This window comes from Cohnella kolymensis (assembly GCF_000829465.1).
GTDB classification, from domain to species: domain Bacteria; phylum Bacillota; class Bacilli; order Paenibacillales; family Paenibacillaceae; genus Cohnella; species Cohnella kolymensis.
Genome location: NZ_JXAL01000016.1, coordinates 100,199 through 115,120 on the forward strand (window position 1 = coordinate 100,199; position 14,922 = coordinate 115,120).

At 45.6% G+C, this 14,922-nt stretch carries 17 protein-coding genes and 1 pseudogene; 17 read left to right on the forward strand and 1 reads right to left on the reverse strand.

Annotated features, from left to right (window positions below):
- Positions 1 to 7 precede the first annotated feature (7 nt).
- The 17 genes and pseudogenes from SD71_RS26200 to SD71_RS10480 all read left to right on the forward strand — a co-directional run bounded on the left by SD71_RS26200 (position 8) and on the right by SD71_RS10480 (position 14,211).
- Positions 8 to 160, forward strand: coding sequence for a helix-turn-helix domain-containing protein (locus tag SD71_RS26200; RefSeq protein ID WP_407637535.1), 153 nt, complete (start codon positions 8 to 10; stop codon positions 158 to 160).
- A gap of 35 nt (positions 161 to 195) precedes the next feature.
- Complete coding sequence (locus SD71_RS10410; protein ID WP_041062426.1) at positions 196 to 777, forward strand: DUF5317 domain-containing protein; 582 nt, start codon at positions 196 to 198, stop codon at positions 775 to 777.
- Between the two features lie 489 nt (positions 778 to 1,266).
- Positions 1,267 to 3,123 (forward strand): annotated as a pseudogene (locus SD71_RS26205) (bifunctional diguanylate cyclase/phosphohydrolase).
- 149 nt (positions 3,124 to 3,272) lie between these two features.
- On the forward strand, positions 3,273 to 3,737 hold the full coding sequence (locus SD71_RS10420; protein ID WP_082034172.1) for a type II 3-dehydroquinate dehydratase: 465 nt from the start codon (positions 3,273 to 3,275) through the stop codon (positions 3,735 to 3,737).
- Positions 3,737 to 4,138 (forward strand): sugar phosphate isomerase/epimerase, encoded by a 402-nt coding sequence (locus SD71_RS24885; RefSeq protein ID WP_235427072.1) that lies wholly within the window; start codon positions 3,737 to 3,739, stop codon positions 4,136 to 4,138. Before SD71_RS10420 ends, SD71_RS24885 begins: the two co-directional genes overlap by 1 nt.
- Before the next feature lie 17 nt (positions 4,139 to 4,155).
- Positions 4,156 to 4,647 carry a sugar phosphate isomerase/epimerase family protein gene (locus SD71_RS24890; protein WP_235427082.1) on the forward strand — a complete coding sequence of 164 codons (492 nt, stop codon included), beginning with the start codon at positions 4,156 to 4,158 and terminating at the stop codon, positions 4,645 to 4,647.
- Between the two features lie 45 nt (positions 4,648 to 4,692).
- A complete protein-coding gene (locus SD71_RS10430) occupies positions 4,693 to 5,325 on the forward strand; it encodes a fumarylacetoacetate hydrolase family protein (RefSeq protein ID WP_041062433.1) in 633 nt (210 codons plus the stop codon).
- Positions 5,326 to 5,344: 19 nt separating this feature from the next.
- Positions 5,345 to 6,148 carry a DODA-type extradiol aromatic ring-opening family dioxygenase gene (locus SD71_RS10435; RefSeq protein ID WP_041062436.1) on the forward strand — a complete coding sequence of 268 codons (804 nt, stop codon included), beginning with the start codon at positions 5,345 to 5,347 and terminating at the stop codon, positions 6,146 to 6,148.
- Between the two features lie 16 nt (positions 6,149 to 6,164).
- Positions 6,165 to 6,434 (forward strand): YciI family protein, encoded by a 270-nt coding sequence (locus tag SD71_RS10440; RefSeq protein WP_041062439.1) that lies wholly within the window; start codon positions 6,165 to 6,167, stop codon positions 6,432 to 6,434.
- A 66-nt stretch (positions 6,435 to 6,500) separates the two neighbouring features.
- The gene (locus SD71_RS10445) at positions 6,501 to 7,481 is read left to right on the forward strand and encodes a zinc-dependent alcohol dehydrogenase (protein WP_041062442.1); all 981 of its coding nucleotides are present in this window, start codon (positions 6,501 to 6,503) and stop codon (positions 7,479 to 7,481) included.
- A gap of 58 nt (positions 7,482 to 7,539) precedes the next feature.
- Complete coding sequence (locus SD71_RS10450) at positions 7,540 to 8,334, forward strand: sugar phosphate isomerase/epimerase family protein (RefSeq protein WP_041063091.1); 795 nt, start codon at positions 7,540 to 7,542, stop codon at positions 8,332 to 8,334.
- Positions 8,335 to 8,370: 36 nt separating this feature from the next.
- Positions 8,371 to 9,390: a LacI family DNA-binding transcriptional regulator gene (locus tag SD71_RS10455; protein ID WP_041062445.1), complete on the forward strand. Its 1,020-nt coding sequence runs from the start codon at positions 8,371 to 8,373 to the stop codon at positions 9,388 to 9,390.
- Positions 9,391 to 9,721: 331 nt separating this feature from the next.
- Positions 9,722 to 10,780 carry a TRAP transporter substrate-binding protein gene (locus SD71_RS10460; RefSeq protein WP_041062448.1) on the forward strand — a complete coding sequence of 353 codons (1,059 nt, stop codon included), beginning with the start codon at positions 9,722 to 9,724 and terminating at the stop codon, positions 10,778 to 10,780.
- An 80-nt stretch (positions 10,781 to 10,860) separates the two neighbouring features.
- Positions 10,861 to 11,469: a TRAP transporter small permease gene (locus tag SD71_RS10465; protein WP_041062450.1), complete on the forward strand. Its 609-nt coding sequence runs from the start codon at positions 10,861 to 10,863 to the stop codon at positions 11,467 to 11,469.
- The gene (locus tag SD71_RS10470) at positions 11,466 to 12,746 is read left to right on the forward strand and encodes a TRAP transporter large permease (RefSeq protein ID WP_041062452.1); all 1,281 of its coding nucleotides are present in this window, start codon (positions 11,466 to 11,468) and stop codon (positions 12,744 to 12,746) included. Before SD71_RS10465 ends, SD71_RS10470 begins: the two co-directional genes overlap by 4 nt.
- A gap of 98 nt (positions 12,747 to 12,844) precedes the next feature.
- Positions 12,845 to 13,108: a hypothetical protein gene (locus tag SD71_RS10475; protein WP_041062454.1), complete on the forward strand. Its 264-nt coding sequence runs from the start codon at positions 12,845 to 12,847 to the stop codon at positions 13,106 to 13,108.
- A gap of 11 nt (positions 13,109 to 13,119) precedes the next feature.
- Entirely contained in the window at positions 13,120 to 14,211 is a 1,092-nt protein-coding gene (locus SD71_RS10480; RefSeq protein ID WP_041062456.1) for a hypothetical protein, read from the forward strand.
- Between the two features lie 6 nt (positions 14,212 to 14,217).
- Here SD71_RS10480 and SD71_RS10485 read toward each other — a convergent pair whose 3' ends face one another.
- Complete coding sequence (locus tag SD71_RS10485) at positions 14,218 to 14,796, reverse strand: shikimate kinase (protein ID WP_041062458.1); 579 nt, start codon at positions 14,794 to 14,796, stop codon at positions 14,218 to 14,220.
- Positions 14,797 to 14,922 lie beyond the last annotated feature (126 nt).

Here is a 14,922-nt window from a genome sequence, read left to right on the forward strand (position 1 = left end):
CCAGATTATGTCAACTGAAGAGGCGTCCAAGATTTGGGGTGTTCATCAAGATCATGTTAAGCGCTTGTGCCGGGAAGGGAAGGTAGTCTGCCGAAAATTCGGTAAGACCTATATTCTCCCTAAGAATCAACCGAAGCCAGGCAGCAGGACGCTCGTTTAAATCCACTCCATGACAGAACGAAGGGATCTAAGTACATGGTTTACGATGGCATCATAATTGGGTTAATAGCCGGTTTCATTAGGGCTGGATGGAAGAACGGCCTGGCGGCTTTATCCCAGATTCGAATTCGAGGCGGCTTGATTTTTCCGGTATTGCTGTTGATCCAATTCTTGATGTACTTCCTGCATGACAAAGTGCCATTCATAGCCCTGTATAACGGATACTTTTTTATGGTGGTGTATGTAGTCGGTCTCTATGTACTTTGGCTCAACCGAGAGCAAAAAGGATTTATGTTCATCTTTGCCGGCGTTGCATTAAATTTTCTCGTCATGTTGCTCAATGGTGGTAAGATGCCGGTCTCTTTAGAAGCAGCTTCGGTGCTTGACCCCATTTACGTTGAAATGTTGCAAGACGGTACAGCTGTATCCAAACATGCAGTTTTAACTGAATCAACACTGCTACCTTTTTTAGGCGATATCATTCCCCTTACGTCACCCTATCCTAGAGATCAAGCCATTAGTATTGGGGATGTCATCATGAACTTTGGAATGTTTATATATCTACAAAATGTCATGCTGCTCCACAAACTCCGAACTTCCATTGTTGAGACAAAATAACATAGATCGTCAAACTAATTAGCAGAACGAAACTACCAATCTGAGAGGAGATAAATTCAATATGAAAAAATTAGAGGGAATTAAAATCACTCGCATTCTGGTAAATGCCCTGATCGTAGCTTCTGTAGTTATCGCATTAACATCCGGTTTTAAAGTAAACTAAACCGCAAATAATTGGAGGATACATACAAATGAAGAAATTAGAAGGAATCAAAATCACCCGCATTCTGGTGAATGCATTGATCGTTGCTTCAGTAGTTATCGCATTAACTTCGGGTTTTAAAGTAAACTAATCGGCCAACTTAGCCGATATATATCATATAAGAATTAAACATCACACATATTGTGATAAATGCTATAATTGTAGCATTAGTAATCAGGGATCTCACATCGGGTTTGAAAGTTAATTAAGAATCTCTAATAGGGAAACAAGGTCTCCTTGTTTCCCTAATTATTATTTTACTTCGAACATGAAAGGTCGGAACAATAATGGGGGCGACAGAAAGATTTTATTCACAGATACGTCAACCCGGGTTCTGTTATTCATTATTAGTATTCTTGGCTGGTGCGATCCTATGTATTGCCAATAATAAAAGTTTGTTTCGTTCCTATTCGCTTTCCGAGTGGGTAATGATTTACGCGATGGTCGGGGCTGTCCTTATTTTAGAGTATTTCATGTTTCAGCTTCCGCCGGAAGGAAATCGTCAGTCTATGGACTCATCAGTCTATCTGGCTGCTACCTTTGCGTATGGTGGGAATTTTGCTCTTATAATATTAATATTGGGAACGTTTGTATTATTGCTATATAAAAGACAAGTTGAATGGTGGAAACATCTGCTTAATTTTTCTACATACACACTCATGATCTATGGTGCAAACTTCACTTTTCATTTGTTGGGGGGCACAACAGGTGCTTTTGACATCAGGCATCTACATGCATATATTTTCGCATTAGCGGTCTATTTTTTTTGTGAATTGTCTTCTCGTTGGCTATTACTATTACCTACTGTATAAAGGCGTACTATATGAAATTATCAAAACGATTTTAACAGATGCCATTTTTGCTTATTTCAGTACTTTGCTGCTTTCTGTTGTTTTACTGATTCTGATCATAAATACCGGTACATTCGGACTTTTTTTATTTTTGGCTGTCGGCATGCTGCTATCCCATGGTTTTCGGCAATTATTTAAGATGTACAACGAAGTCAGCGACAAAGCGAACACAGACCAGCGAACAGGGCTCTATAGCCATAGTTATTTCGAGGAAAAGCTGGATGATTATATAAGTCAATCCCGGCTTGGTGGTACTCCATTGTGCTTAGCAATGCTCGACCTGGACGATTTCAAGAAATATAATGACGCTTTCGGCCATCCGCAAGGTGATCGACTGCTTGGTTTCTTTGGTAAAATCGTCAAGGAAGAATGCGAACCCCACAACCTGTTCGCCGCTCGTTATGGCGGAGAGGAATTTGCTATCATCATGCCGGGCTTTACGAAGGTTAGAGCCAAGGAGTTTGTGGACGGTCTCCGAAAAAAAAGTGAATGATTCTCCTTTCGAAGGGGTAGACGTGTTTCCTCACGGCTGTGTTTCATTTTCGGCAGGCCTTCTTGAAGTAAATAAGGAAAGTTACGACAAGTCCCAATTGGTTGATTGGGCAGACCGCGCACTTTATGTAGCCAAGTCCAAAGGAAAGAATACCGTTTCCATCCATGGCGAAGACAACAAGCTGCCTCAACGGCTGGAACATGATATCAACGAAATTGAACAGCAGCTCAAATTTTTCTTATCCAAAGACGTCTATACGTTTAAACACTCCAAGAGGGTCTTCTCTTACGCAGTCGATATGGCCGAGATTCTGCATTTGAACAAGGAAGATCGGCGGCTGCTGGTATTGGGCGCATTGATTCATGATATAGGCAAGTTGGAGGTTCCGCGTGATATTCTGAATAAAAAAAACAAAGCTTACGAACGAAGAGTGGGAAATCGTCAAGAAGCATGTCATTTGGGGCAAAGAAATCGTAATGGTAAGAGATAAATATAAAGATTTGGCCCCGCTGGTTGAACTGCACCACGAACGGTTTGACGGCAAGGGTTATCCGCACGGGCTAAAGGAGCATGAAATTCCACGGCTTGCGAGAATGTTATGTGTCATTGACTCTTTTGACGCGATGACAACGGAGCGTCCATATCAGGAAACAAAATCATTTGACGAAGCTCTTTTGGAAATCAGGAGATGTTCGGGTACGCAATTTGATCCCGAGCTCGCCGAGCTCTTTATTGCCTATATTGAGGCCAAGATGGCTTCGAGCAACTCCTATGTTGCCGCGGACTTGGAGCAACAGTGAACGAATATGCTTCATTTCTAAACCCTTATTCGATAAGGGTTTTTTATTTTCACCGCCTATTAAGTTCATTGACACCGCTTTCATACCTTGTTATTATAAATTTAGATCGATCTAAAATTGCCTATATCTTATGAAAAGAGATGAGATCCTTGGCTGAACCCTATCTAATCGTTGTGAATGGACCAAACTTAAACCGTTTAGGTCTCCGAGTGCCCGAGTTATATGGGAATAAGACTCTTCCCGATGTCATTGAGCTTGTTCGCTCTGTCGCAGCGCCGCAGGGAGTTGGCGTATTAGATATACAGTCCAATTATGAAGGTGAATTGATTGATTACTTGCAGGAACATGGCCCAGGTGCTGCGGGAATTATCATTAATCCAGGGGCATTCGGCCATTACAGCATTGCGCTGCGGGACTGCTTGGAGGACATCAGTCGGCCGACCATAGAAGTACATATAACAAACGTGCATAAGCGGGAGGAATTCCGCCACCATCTAGTATTATCTGCAGTAGTCACAGGCCAAATCGTCGGTCTCGGCATTGATGTGTATCTCTATGCTGCTGAAGCGCTTTGCAGCCGAATCAGACAGGAAAGAGACGGAGGTTCCACATAATGCGGGAAAGTCTTCACGATTTCATGCGGCTAGGCATTGTCCAGTTCATGGCGTTCCCTCAGTCTAAATCCAGCGAGCATTACTTGCGTACCATATCCGCAATTATTGAAGATGAATTTTTCGACTTGATTGAGATAACGTCCGCTCCTGATCAACAGACCGCTGAGCAGGTTCGGGCATTACTCCAAAGCTCAGGGGTTACGGTTGGTTTCAGTGCTCATCCGGTTCTGCTTGGAAATCAGGCCAATCTTAATGCGATGGAGGAAGAGGAGAGGCACAGAGCGGTTAATCTTGTGAAAGGTTCGATCGATGACGCCTATCATTTCGGCGCCGCTAACCTAGCTTTCATGTCAGGGAAAGATCCGGGACTGAGCTCAGGGAGCGGGCGCTGGGTTATCTAATCGAATCCATTCAGGAGATCTGCAGATATGCCCGATCCAAAGGCGACTTGGAGATTCTGTTGGAACCGTTCGACCATGACACGGATTTTCGTTGTTTAATAGGACCTTCCGAACTGGCTGTCCAGGTTGCACAAGAGGTTCGAAAAGTCGACCCTACTTTTGGTCTAATGGTTGATTTGAGCCATTTGCCCATGCTCCGTGAATCGCCGGCGCAAGCATTAACTGCAACAAAGGATTATTTGAAGCATGCACATATAGGGAATTGTCTGATTCGTGATAAGAATGACCCTGTATATGGCGACAAGCATCCTCGTTTCGGTTACCCGGGAAGTGAGATTGGTGTGCCCGAATTAGCGGAATATTTGCGGACATTGATTGACATTGGCTACTTGGAAAAGGGAAAACGCCGAACACTGTCATTTGAAATCAAACCGGCTCCCGGGGAGTCCTCGGAAGTCGTGATCGCACAAGCCAAAAGGACACTGAGAGCTGCGTGGCAGCGAATATAGCTCACAATATAGCTCATCCTCTGAGCTCACGGAAGGAGCAAGACGTTGGAAAACCCAAATGTCCGGAACATTTACTGCGTCGGTCGTAACTATTCTTCATTTGCGAAAGAGATGGGCAATAAAGTCTCTGAGACACCTATTATTTTCTTGAAACCTACACATTCATTGGTAAGTATGACCGGCAACGTCATTGAGCTGGCGGGATCCGTCGGTGAGGTGAATTGCGAAGCGGAAATTGTACTTCATATCGGACGCGATTTTCAGCCTGGAATTCAGATTGACGATCTGGTAAATCAATTCACTGTCGGTCTGGATTTTACCTATCGGGAACTATTGAACGACGTCAAAAAGAAGGGGCAGCCTTGGATGCCTGCGAAAGGCTTTCGAAATTCCTCATTAATAGGAAAGTTCCACACTTTCAAAAGCGAATCGGTAAAGGCGAATGATTTTAAACTTTTACAAAATGGCGAAGTCCTGCAGGTTGGCAATGTGCGGGATATGGTTTTTTCGCTGCAAACATTGGTTGACTTCATTGGGGAGCGCTATGGTCTGGGCCAAGGTGACCTGATCTACACCGGCACGCCGGAAGGGATAGCCAAACTACAGCATCAGGATACGCTCGAAATTCAGTGGGGGGCTGAGAATATAGGCTCCTGCAGAGTCAGTTTGAAATCATAATAGAGAGGCGGGCATCATTATGTCACTTGAGTTAGCTCTTCTGAGTTCGCATGCGCCTTCCCTTCTGCATGAGGATCAGGTGCCTGATTTTCAGCAGTCTATCGTGAAGGCCTTTCATCAGCAGCGGGAAAAAATAAAACAAGTAAAGCCGGATGTCCTTATCATGATTTCCAGTCACTTTCTGACGAATTGGAATCACTATGTTGATGCTACACCACGGCATGAAGGCTATTTAACGGCGCGTGAACACCCTGATATGATCGCGAATATTCCCTTTAACTATCCTGGAGACGAAGAATTGGGCTATCAGCTGGCGCAAGCCGGCAAAGACGCCGGCATACCGGCCGTTGCCTTTAAGGAGCCGACATATATTTGGGACTATGGTGTTCTTGTGCCGCTTCGGTACTTTGTTCCGGATGGAGATATTGCTGTCATTGACTTGTCATGTAACATGTCGGCTTCGCTTGAAGAGACTTACCGTTGGGGTCAGCAAATCGGAAAAGTACTGAGAGAAAGCAACAAGCGGGCAGTTCTGGCCAGCAGCGGAGCTTTGTCTCATCATCTTACCCGCGGCCGCGCGAATATGCCTTCCCTAGCAGAAAAAGCATTGGACGACAAATTCATAGAGTTTCTCGTAGAGGGCAAATATGATTCCGCTTGGGATATTCTCCCTCAGTTTTCTGCGGCGGCCGATGTTGAGTCCGGAGGGAGACACGTGGCAGCGCTTTTAGGAGCACTCGGCAATGATTTTAATGCTTCATACTTGGGTTATGCGCAATCTTCCGGCAGCGGCAACCCTCACTTCTCGTTCCAACCTAAATAAGGAGAGATTCGATACAATGAAGTATTTTGCAGTCATTACGACAATGCTCAGTCTGGAACTGAACAAGCAGTACCGCGAGGAACATCTGGATTATTTGAAGGGGCTTTCCAAAGAGGGCAAGGTTTTTGCTAAAGGCAGATTTTCTGACGGAACCGGTGGTTTAGTGATCTATAAGGCTGATGCTATAGAAGATGTAAGATCAATGGTTGAAAATGATCCGTTTATTTTTCAGGGTGCGCGCAGTTATGAAATTCACGAATGGGAAATGACGCTGATCCAACAATAGTATAGCGTTTGATAGGCTTACAATTATGAAATCCATTTAGATCGATCCAAATGACGGAGGGATTACATGCTGGAATTATTTCTGACAAATCCGACGGAGCTGCAATTGAGAACCGTTGACGCTCTACCCTCGCCAAAAGGGGATGAAATCAAGATAAAAACATCGTATGGAGGAATTTGCGGATCCGATGTCTCTGTCTATAGAGGTAAACTTCCGCATGCAACTTATCCTCTGCGCCCCGGACATGAATTGGTAGGAACGGTGATCGAGGCAGGCCCGCAGGCGTCGTACCCTGTCGGTACGCGCGTGGTAATCCTCCCCAACACTTTTTGCGGTGAATGCGATTTGTGCTTGAAGGGACATACGAATATCTGCCGTCACAAAAAATCGCTGGGAGTTAATTCGAACGGCGGCTTTTCGGAGGAGTTTGTTATTTCCTCCAAGTTTGCCCTTTCGCTTCCGGATGACCTGCCGGATGAAAAAGCGGTATTAATCGAGCCGCTTGCGGTTGTCGTTCATGCTTTTAAAAAGGTTAACATAACAAAGGGCACGTCGGTGGCAATTGTAGGGAGCGGAAATGAGGGTATGCTGGCTTCTGCATTGGCCTACTATTTAGGAGCTCATGTGACTGCCATTGATATCAACCCAAAGAAACTTGAAATCATTAAAAGCATCGGAGATATTAATGCCGTTTATCCTTCGGACATACACGATGAGACATTCGATGTTGTGATCGAGGCTGCGGGTGTCAGAAGTTCCGTGGAACAGGGCATCGAATTGGTCAAGCCGGGAGGTGCGATGGTTTTAATCGGAATGACGCCGGAAGCCAATATTCCGGTTATTCAACTGGTCCGGAAGGAATTGACCTTACTCGGAACGATCATCTATAACTTCCCGTCAGACTATCAGCAGACAATCGAATATTTGCAAGACCCGAATTTGAATATTTCTCCTATCGTTTCGAAAATTGTCCCATTAACGGAATATCAAAGCGCATATGAGAGTGCTCTATCCGGAGATTACGGCAAGATTGTTTTCAAGTTCTAACTGGGGCGGCTTACTTAAATGGCGAATCATTTCTTCAAAAGAGAGGATGAACGGTCAATTGAGATTCGGATGTTGTGTGAAAGATGCGCGGGAAGCGCGGGTCGCCGAGCATGCCGGCTACGATTTTGTAGAGTGTTCAGTACTGTCCCTGCATCCTGAAGGAGAAGAAGCCGTTTTTCTAGAGGTGCTGCGCAGCTATCAAATGCTTTCCATTCCTGTGGAGGCGTGCAATCTCTTCCTCCCGAAAGATCTTCACCTGGTTGGTGAGTCTTTAGATCACGTTCGCATCAAACGGTATGTCGCAGCAGCCTTGAAACGCGTAAAAACAATAGGCGCAGACACCATCGTATTCGGCAGCGGTTACGCACGAAATGTACCGAGTGGCTTTGCTCGAATCAAAGCCGAGGAACAAATCGTAGAGTTTCTCAAAATCGCTGCAGACCATGCGGAAAGGCTTGGTCTCACAATTGTTATTGAACCGCTAAATAGGAAAGAATCCAACATCATTAACAATGTAGCCGAGGGTGTGTATTTTGCGCGCAAGGTGAACAGCCGTTCTATCCAGGTACTTGCGGATTTCTACCATATGGATGAAGAGTATGAACCTCTGAGTGAGATTGTAAAGCATAAGGATTACTTGAAACATATCCATCTTGCGGACACTTTTCGTCAGCAACCGGGCACGGGGAAGTATCCCTATGCTGAATTCTCTCAATGCTTAAAAGATGCAAATTATAACGGCCGGATATGTATCGAAGCAATATGGACTACCTTTGATACGAGCGCTTTGACAGATTCTCTGCATTATCTAAAAAGTCTGTTTCGGTTGGAATTTGACAAAAAGCCTGTATAATTGTTTTAGACCGAAAGAGAAAAAAGGTGAGAAACAGTGAATCAGGAAAAAGGATCACGCGTTACTCTGCAGCAGGTGGCGGATCATGCCGGTGTTTCGAGGGCAACTGCCTCGCTGATCGTCCGGGGAAGCAAGCTGGTCGCCGATTCTACACGCAAGAAAGTTCAGGAGTCCATGAATCAGTTGGGATATGTCTACGACCGCGTGGCCGCCAATTTGCGATCACGTAATTCCTCGACGGTTGGACTTATTATAACGGAAATTGGAAACCCTTTCTTTTCCGAGCTTTTAGTAGGTGTACATCAGGTGCTGGACGAGGAAGGATATACGGTCATACTCGGTACAACCTTTGAATCTGCGGAAAAGCAAGATCAACTGATTTCCACGATGCTTGAATACAGGGTGGGGGGCGCAATTGTAAGTCCGGCATCAGGAAGTGCAGCGGATACGCTAAACCGGCTCAGGCAATGGGATATTCCAGTCGTTCTTGTCACTAAAGAACCGCCTCATGCGAATACCGATTATGTCGGTATCGATAACGTGTTGGGAGGAAAGATAGCGGCCGAACATCTCATTGCGAAGGGACATCGCAGAATCGCTTTTTTGGGCGGTCCCTCGGAATCTTCCGCTAGACTGGACCGGCAGCAAGGCTATATGGATGCCCTGCAACAGGCCGGGATCGGGTATGACGAGTCGTTGATCCTAACAAGCGCGGCTTCCCGCCAGGGCGGAAGAGAGGTTGTGCAACAAATACTCAAGCATACTAATCCGCCAACTGCGGCGTTCTGTTATAACGATATCGTAGCATTCGGCGTCATGCTTGGATTAAAAGAAGCAGGCCTCGTTCCGGGACGGGATTTTGCGGTTGTCGGCTATGACAATATTGAAGAATCGGCGTTCACGGATCCCGGTTTAACGACAGTAATGGCATCGCCGATGCTTGTGGGGACCAATGCAGCGAATCTTCTCCACCATCGAATCACTTCAAAGACGGTAGATGAGGAACCGCAGCGGATCATTTTAAAGCCGGAGCTCGTCATCCGGGGATCCAGCTAACCTTTTCGTATCCAACAAGAAGAAAATGATTGACAACGCTTACAACAAGGCTTTACAATAACCATAAATCCTTAGATCGATCTAAAACCTCAGTATTTTATTAGATCGATCTAATATTAGTGAAAGCGCTTATAAAAATGGTTCTGCCGTTCGTTGATTACGTACATATCCTGCAGCCGTTTGAGATTCTTATAGGAGGTGTTTCAAAAAAGGTGAAACACTGAAGCCCACGCTACATAGCGAGTTCTATCATGCTTGCCGATTTTGATTCATTCTTCATGGAAGATTAATTCAAGGGGTTACTCTATACTAAACAGTGAGGTGTGTTTCTTTGAAAAAGTTGTTGACGGTACTTGTAATGTTCTGTGTGATTTTCGTAGTAGGCTGCGGCAGTAAGAACACGACGAGCGGATCTTCTTCTTCGCCGGCCGGCACTACTGCTGCTTCAGCTTCTTCCGAAGCTCCAAAAGGTGAAGTTAAGGTCATGAAAATGGCAACTGCCAATGCTAAAGATCGCTCTTTAACCAGAGGACTGGTGAAGTTCGGCGAACTCGTGGAAAAAGAAACGAACGGCTCCATTAAAGTGGAGGTTTATCCTGACGGACAGCTTGGCGGAGATATTCAAGTGTTTGAGGCCATGAAGATCGGTTCCGTTCAAGGGTCCACAATGTCTACCGGTCCGATCGCGTCTTTCTCGAAGCGCTTCAATATCTTTGACCTGCCTTTCCTGTTTAAGGATGCCGAGACAGCTTACAAAGTTCTTGATGGGGATATCGGACAGGAATTGTTAAGCGAACTGCCGGCTGCCGGCGTTGTGGGTCTCGGCTACATGGAGAACGGTTTCCGGGATCTTACGAATAACAAAAGAGAAGTGAAATCACCCGATGATGTCAAAGGCCTGAAAATCAGAACTTTGGAGAATGAGCTGCATATCGAGTTGTGGAAGACGCTAGGCGCCACTCCGACTCCAATGGCTATTACCGAACTGTTCACCGCATTGGAACAAAAAGTTGTAGACGGTCAGGAAAATCCGTCGGGGAACATTAAATTAAACAAGTTCTACGAGGTTCAGAAGTACGTTACCAAAACGGGTCACGTCTATAACGCCAGCCCGCTGATCATCAGCAATAAGTTCTGGGAACAGCTCTCCGATCAAGAGAAGGAAGCGATCAAGAAAGCTGCCGCTGAATCCATCACTTGGCAGCGTGCGGAGAACCAGAAGGAAAGTAAAGAGGCGTATGACTTCTTAGCCCAGAACGGTATGACGGTTACTGAATTAACACCGGAAGAGAAACAAAAATTTGTTGACGCTCTGAAGCCGGTTTATGATAAATTCAAACCGACTATTGGAGAAGATTTGGTTAATAAGCTGTTAGAAGCTGTAAAATAATTCGGAAATGCAGGGCTCTTAAGGGGAGACCATCCCCTTAAGAGCATCCATTAGCCAATGGGTCCTGGGCAGGAGGAAGCATGGAAAAGATATATTCGATTATGAAACACATCATCAATGTCCTGATGGCTTTTTGCTTAGCGGCCATGGCTCTGTTCGTGTTCGGTAACGTGGTGTTACGATATTTCTTCGATTCCGGGATTACATGGTCGGAGGAAATGTCCCGCTATCTTTTCGTTTATCTCGTTTTCTTTGGTGCAATTGCAGCATTGAAAGACAACGAACATTTGGGTGTGGATATTTTGGTTAGAAGACTTCCTCTCACGCTCAGAAGAATCGTATATGTGATTAGTAACGGTATTGTACTTTATACCTTGTACTTGCTTGGGCAAGGCAGCTGGAAGATGACCATTCTTAGCGGCGATACACACGCACCCGCAACAGGTCTCCCTTTCTCTTTCGTATATGTAGTCGGCGTTATTACAAGTGCCTGCATGGCAATCATCCTTATTGTCAACATCATCCGTGTCATTATTGACAAGGATTCTATCCATAAACTTTCCAGAACCGTTGAATCGGAAGAAGAGATTATCGATCATCATGTTCCGGCTGAAACGCAATCAACAGAGACAGTCACCAAGCTTGATCAACATCAATTGCGTGCAGCGGAAGGAGCGGATCGTTCATGACTTCTGTCGTCTTTCTCGGATCTTTATTGGGAGCAATGGCATTGGGCATGCCGATCGCATTTGCCCTGCTGTTAAGCGGCGTCATTCTTATGTTTTCTATGGGAGTGTTCGACAGTCAAATCATTGCACAGAACCTGATCAACGGAGCCAACAGCTTCCCGTTGCTCGCTGTTCCGTTCTTTATCCTTGCCGGTGAATTCATGAATGCGGGCGGCATTTCCAGGAAGATCATTAATTTTGCTTTGACTTTAGTCGGCCAAGTTCGCGGCGGTCTAGGTTACGTAGCCATTATCGCTGCCGTCATCTTTGCGGGATTATCGGGTTCAGCCGTAGCAGATACGGCGGCTCTAGGAGCCATTCTCATACCCATGATGGTGAAAGCGGGTTACGATCGGGATCGAGCAGCCGGGTTGATTGCCGCCGGCGGCATTATAGCCCCCGTTATACCTCCGAGCATCGCGTTCATCATATTCGGCGTAACGGCAGATGTCTCTATCACCAAATTGTTTCTGGCCGGCATTGTGCCCGGTCTCATGATGGGAATTGCATTAGTCGCTGTGTGGTGGTGGTATTCCCGCAAAGCAACCGTTGAAGTCATGCCGCGCAAAACATTCAAGGAAGTTCTTTTTGCAATCAAAGATGCGGCTTGGGCGCTGCTGCTGCCGGTTATTATTCTCGGCGGATTACGCGGCGGAATGTTTACCCCGACGGAAGCTGCGGTAGTAGCCGCTTTCTACGCCTTATTCGTTGGCGCTGTCATCAATCGTTCACTTTCGCTTAAAGTGATATATCAATGCCTGGTCGGAGCAGCCAAAACAACAAGCGTTGTCATGTTCCTCGCTGCCGCCGCAATGGTATCCTCATGGCTCATCACTCTTGCGAATGTTCCGGCGCAAATCACGGAGTGGCTTGGACCGCTGATTGATAGTCCATTACTGCTTGTGCTGATGATGAACGTGCTGCTCGTCCTCGTAGGAACGGCGCTCGACATGACACCAACCATCCTCATTATGGCGCCGGTTTTAATGCCGATCGTCGTACAGGCAGGGATCGACCCGGTTTATTTCGGAGTGCTGTTCGTTCTTAACTGCAGTATCGGCTTATTGACTCCGCCTGTCGGCACTGTGCTCAATGTTGCGGCAGGAGTAGGCCGAACGACAATGGAAGGAATCATGAAAGGCGTTATGCCGTTCCTGATCGTGCAATGTATCGTGATGCTACTACTGATACTCTTCCCGAGTATCGTCACAGTACCGCTTGAATGGTTCAGCAGGTAAGAGGATTTTATGGTTCACAAATAAAGGGAATTCAAGCTCCTGCATCCGGGAGGGGCTGGAATTCCTTTTCTTTTGCCATAGAAACGAGGTGGAGAGCGGTGAAGAAATCTATGTACGCCTTTGTTTATCCCATTCTGATCGTACTCTATCTAACTTCAATTTTCGCCCCCATTCCGATCTTGAATTATATTGTCGGTGCGCTCGCTGTTGTTGCGCTGCTTCTCTCGTCCATATATGCAAAAGGGCTTTATTTTTATACCGGGTTAGTCTTTTTGCTGATCGGCGTTTACCTTTTTATTTACAACGGGATCCCCTGGCAGCAATTCTTTTTTACAGTTCCAGTCGATGTTAGCGCTGCTTAGCTTTTTTTATCGTGCTGCCTTTCATTAACACCATTATTTATATCGAGAGATTTGATAAGACCATTGAAAGCTTTCTCAAGCAGAAGATCAGCTACTGGGACCAATTGTACAAGCGTTCCACCTTCGCCAACCAAGTGATCGCGAACTTTTTGAATGTCGCTGCCATTCCATTGATCGCCAGATCCTTGAAGCCAACCCTGGGCGAATTTCCTAAATCAAAAAAACATTCGTTCAGCAGCAAAATGATTTTGCGTTCTTATGCCCTTGCTTTAACTTGGAGCCCTCTGGATGCCACTGTTACGAGCAGTATCGATTTTACAGGCGTCAACTACTTGATTGTCGCTCCCATTATGCTTTCAATAGCTATAGCGGCTATCTATGCAGACGTAGGCATATCCTTTTTACGCTACCGCAAGATCAAGTTCACACCGACAGTCGGACTTCAGCACGCAGGCACGGTAACAATCAAAAAGAAATTGCTTAAGCTGGGGATTTTTATATCCGTTTTCGTGGGACTCGCTTCCCTTGTTCAATCCTGTTTGAATCAAAGCTTTCTGATTTCCATCGTAATCGTTCTTCCTGTCTATTCACTGATATGGTCATTGGCCGTTAGGAAACCAAAGAGGTATATGTCTCTTATCGCGGGGAACTGGAACAATCATACACGAGGATTATCGAAGTACTTCTTCATGTTCTTGAGCGCGGGGCTATTCGTCAAAATGGCGGTGGCAAGCGGTGCGATGGAGCTGCTGCAAAATTTTTACGAACCTTTTGTAGATGTACCCGTCTACTTTTATCTGCTGACAGCAGCATTTTTCCTGATCACATCTCTGGTCGGATTTCATCCGTTAATAGCGCTGGCCGTGTATGCCGCAAGCCTTGAGCCTGTCATCGCTGAGTTGTCCATCGTTCCGTTCACGGTTGTCCTGATCGCATGCAGCATAGCAAGCGTGATGTACAGTCCGTTTAACTTGTCTGTATCTGTGTTGGCGAATGAACTGAAAATCAATCCGTATAGAATAACTTCCTGGAATCTTGCATTTGCAATGTTGTATGTCGGATTCAGTATCACGGTAGCTGTAGTGCTTAATTCGGTTATCTAGACTGGACTAAAAGCTCTGAGAGAAAGGAGAGCGGTCATTCATCTCCCAGCCGAGTTTTAATGTCCGGACAATATAATCGGCGACCTCTTCCGGGTCCGAGTCGTCCGTGCTTATTTTCGAATTGTTTATTTCATACACATGCTGGCGGGCAGCAAACAAGCTCTCGATGTCATCCAAGGATTTGTTCTGCAGAACCGGCCTGCTGTCCACAATAAGATGCAGCCTGTCTTTCCAAGACGACCAGGATAGATCAAGGAAAAACACGATGGACGTTGAAAGGCAAGCGGCTCTTATTTCTTCCTGCATGAACGCGCCGCCACCTAGAGAGACAATCTTCAATCGGGAGTTATAGCATAGATCGACGATATAATCCTTTTCCATTTGACGAAAATTCTTTTCGCCCATCGACTTGAAGATTTCGGTTACCGGCATGTTATGTTGCTTCTCGATCTCTTGGTCGACGTCAATAAAATCGCGGTACAGTTTGTTGGCGATTAGTTGGCCGATCGTTGTTTTGCCTACGCCCATAAATCCGGTTAAAATGATATTTCGTTCCTTAAGCGGGATAACTTTATTCGTAGTAATGGCTGATCACTCTTTCCTGGTGATGACTTTAAGCACCGTCTCAATGAATTACACACATTATAAAGGTAATTGGAATACGTATCAATTCGGTTATAATGAACTGAGGAAGAGCTTGGAAAAGGAGTT

Excerpts from the sequence above, each read along its gene's own strand:
- SD71_RS26200 (WP_407637535.1), top strand. The coding sequence starts at position 8 with ATGTCAACTGAAGAGGCGTCCAAGATTTGGGGTGTTCATCAAGATCAT.
- SD71_RS10410 (WP_041062426.1), top strand. The coding sequence starts at position 196 with ATGGTTTACGATGGCATCATAATTGGGTTAATAGCCGGTTTCATTAGG.
- SD71_RS24885 (WP_235427072.1), top strand. The coding sequence starts at position 3,737 with ATGCGGGAAAGTCTTCACGATTTCATGCGGCTAGGCATTGTCCAGTTC.
- SD71_RS10435 (WP_041062436.1), top strand. The coding sequence starts at position 5,345 with ATGTCACTTGAGTTAGCTCTTCTGAGTTCGCATGCGCCTTCCCTTCTG.
- SD71_RS10440 (WP_041062439.1), top strand. The coding sequence starts at position 6,165 with ATGAAGTATTTTGCAGTCATTACGACAATGCTCAGTCTGGAACTGAAC.
- SD71_RS10445 (WP_041062442.1), top strand. The coding sequence starts at position 6,501 with ATGCTGGAATTATTTCTGACAAATCCGACGGAGCTGCAATTGAGAACC.
- SD71_RS10465 (WP_041062450.1), top strand. The coding sequence starts at position 10,861 with ATGGAAAAGATATATTCGATTATGAAACACATCATCAATGTCCTGATG.
- SD71_RS10470 (WP_041062452.1), top strand. The coding sequence starts at position 11,466 with ATGACTTCTGTCGTCTTTCTCGGATCTTTATTGGGAGCAATGGCATTG.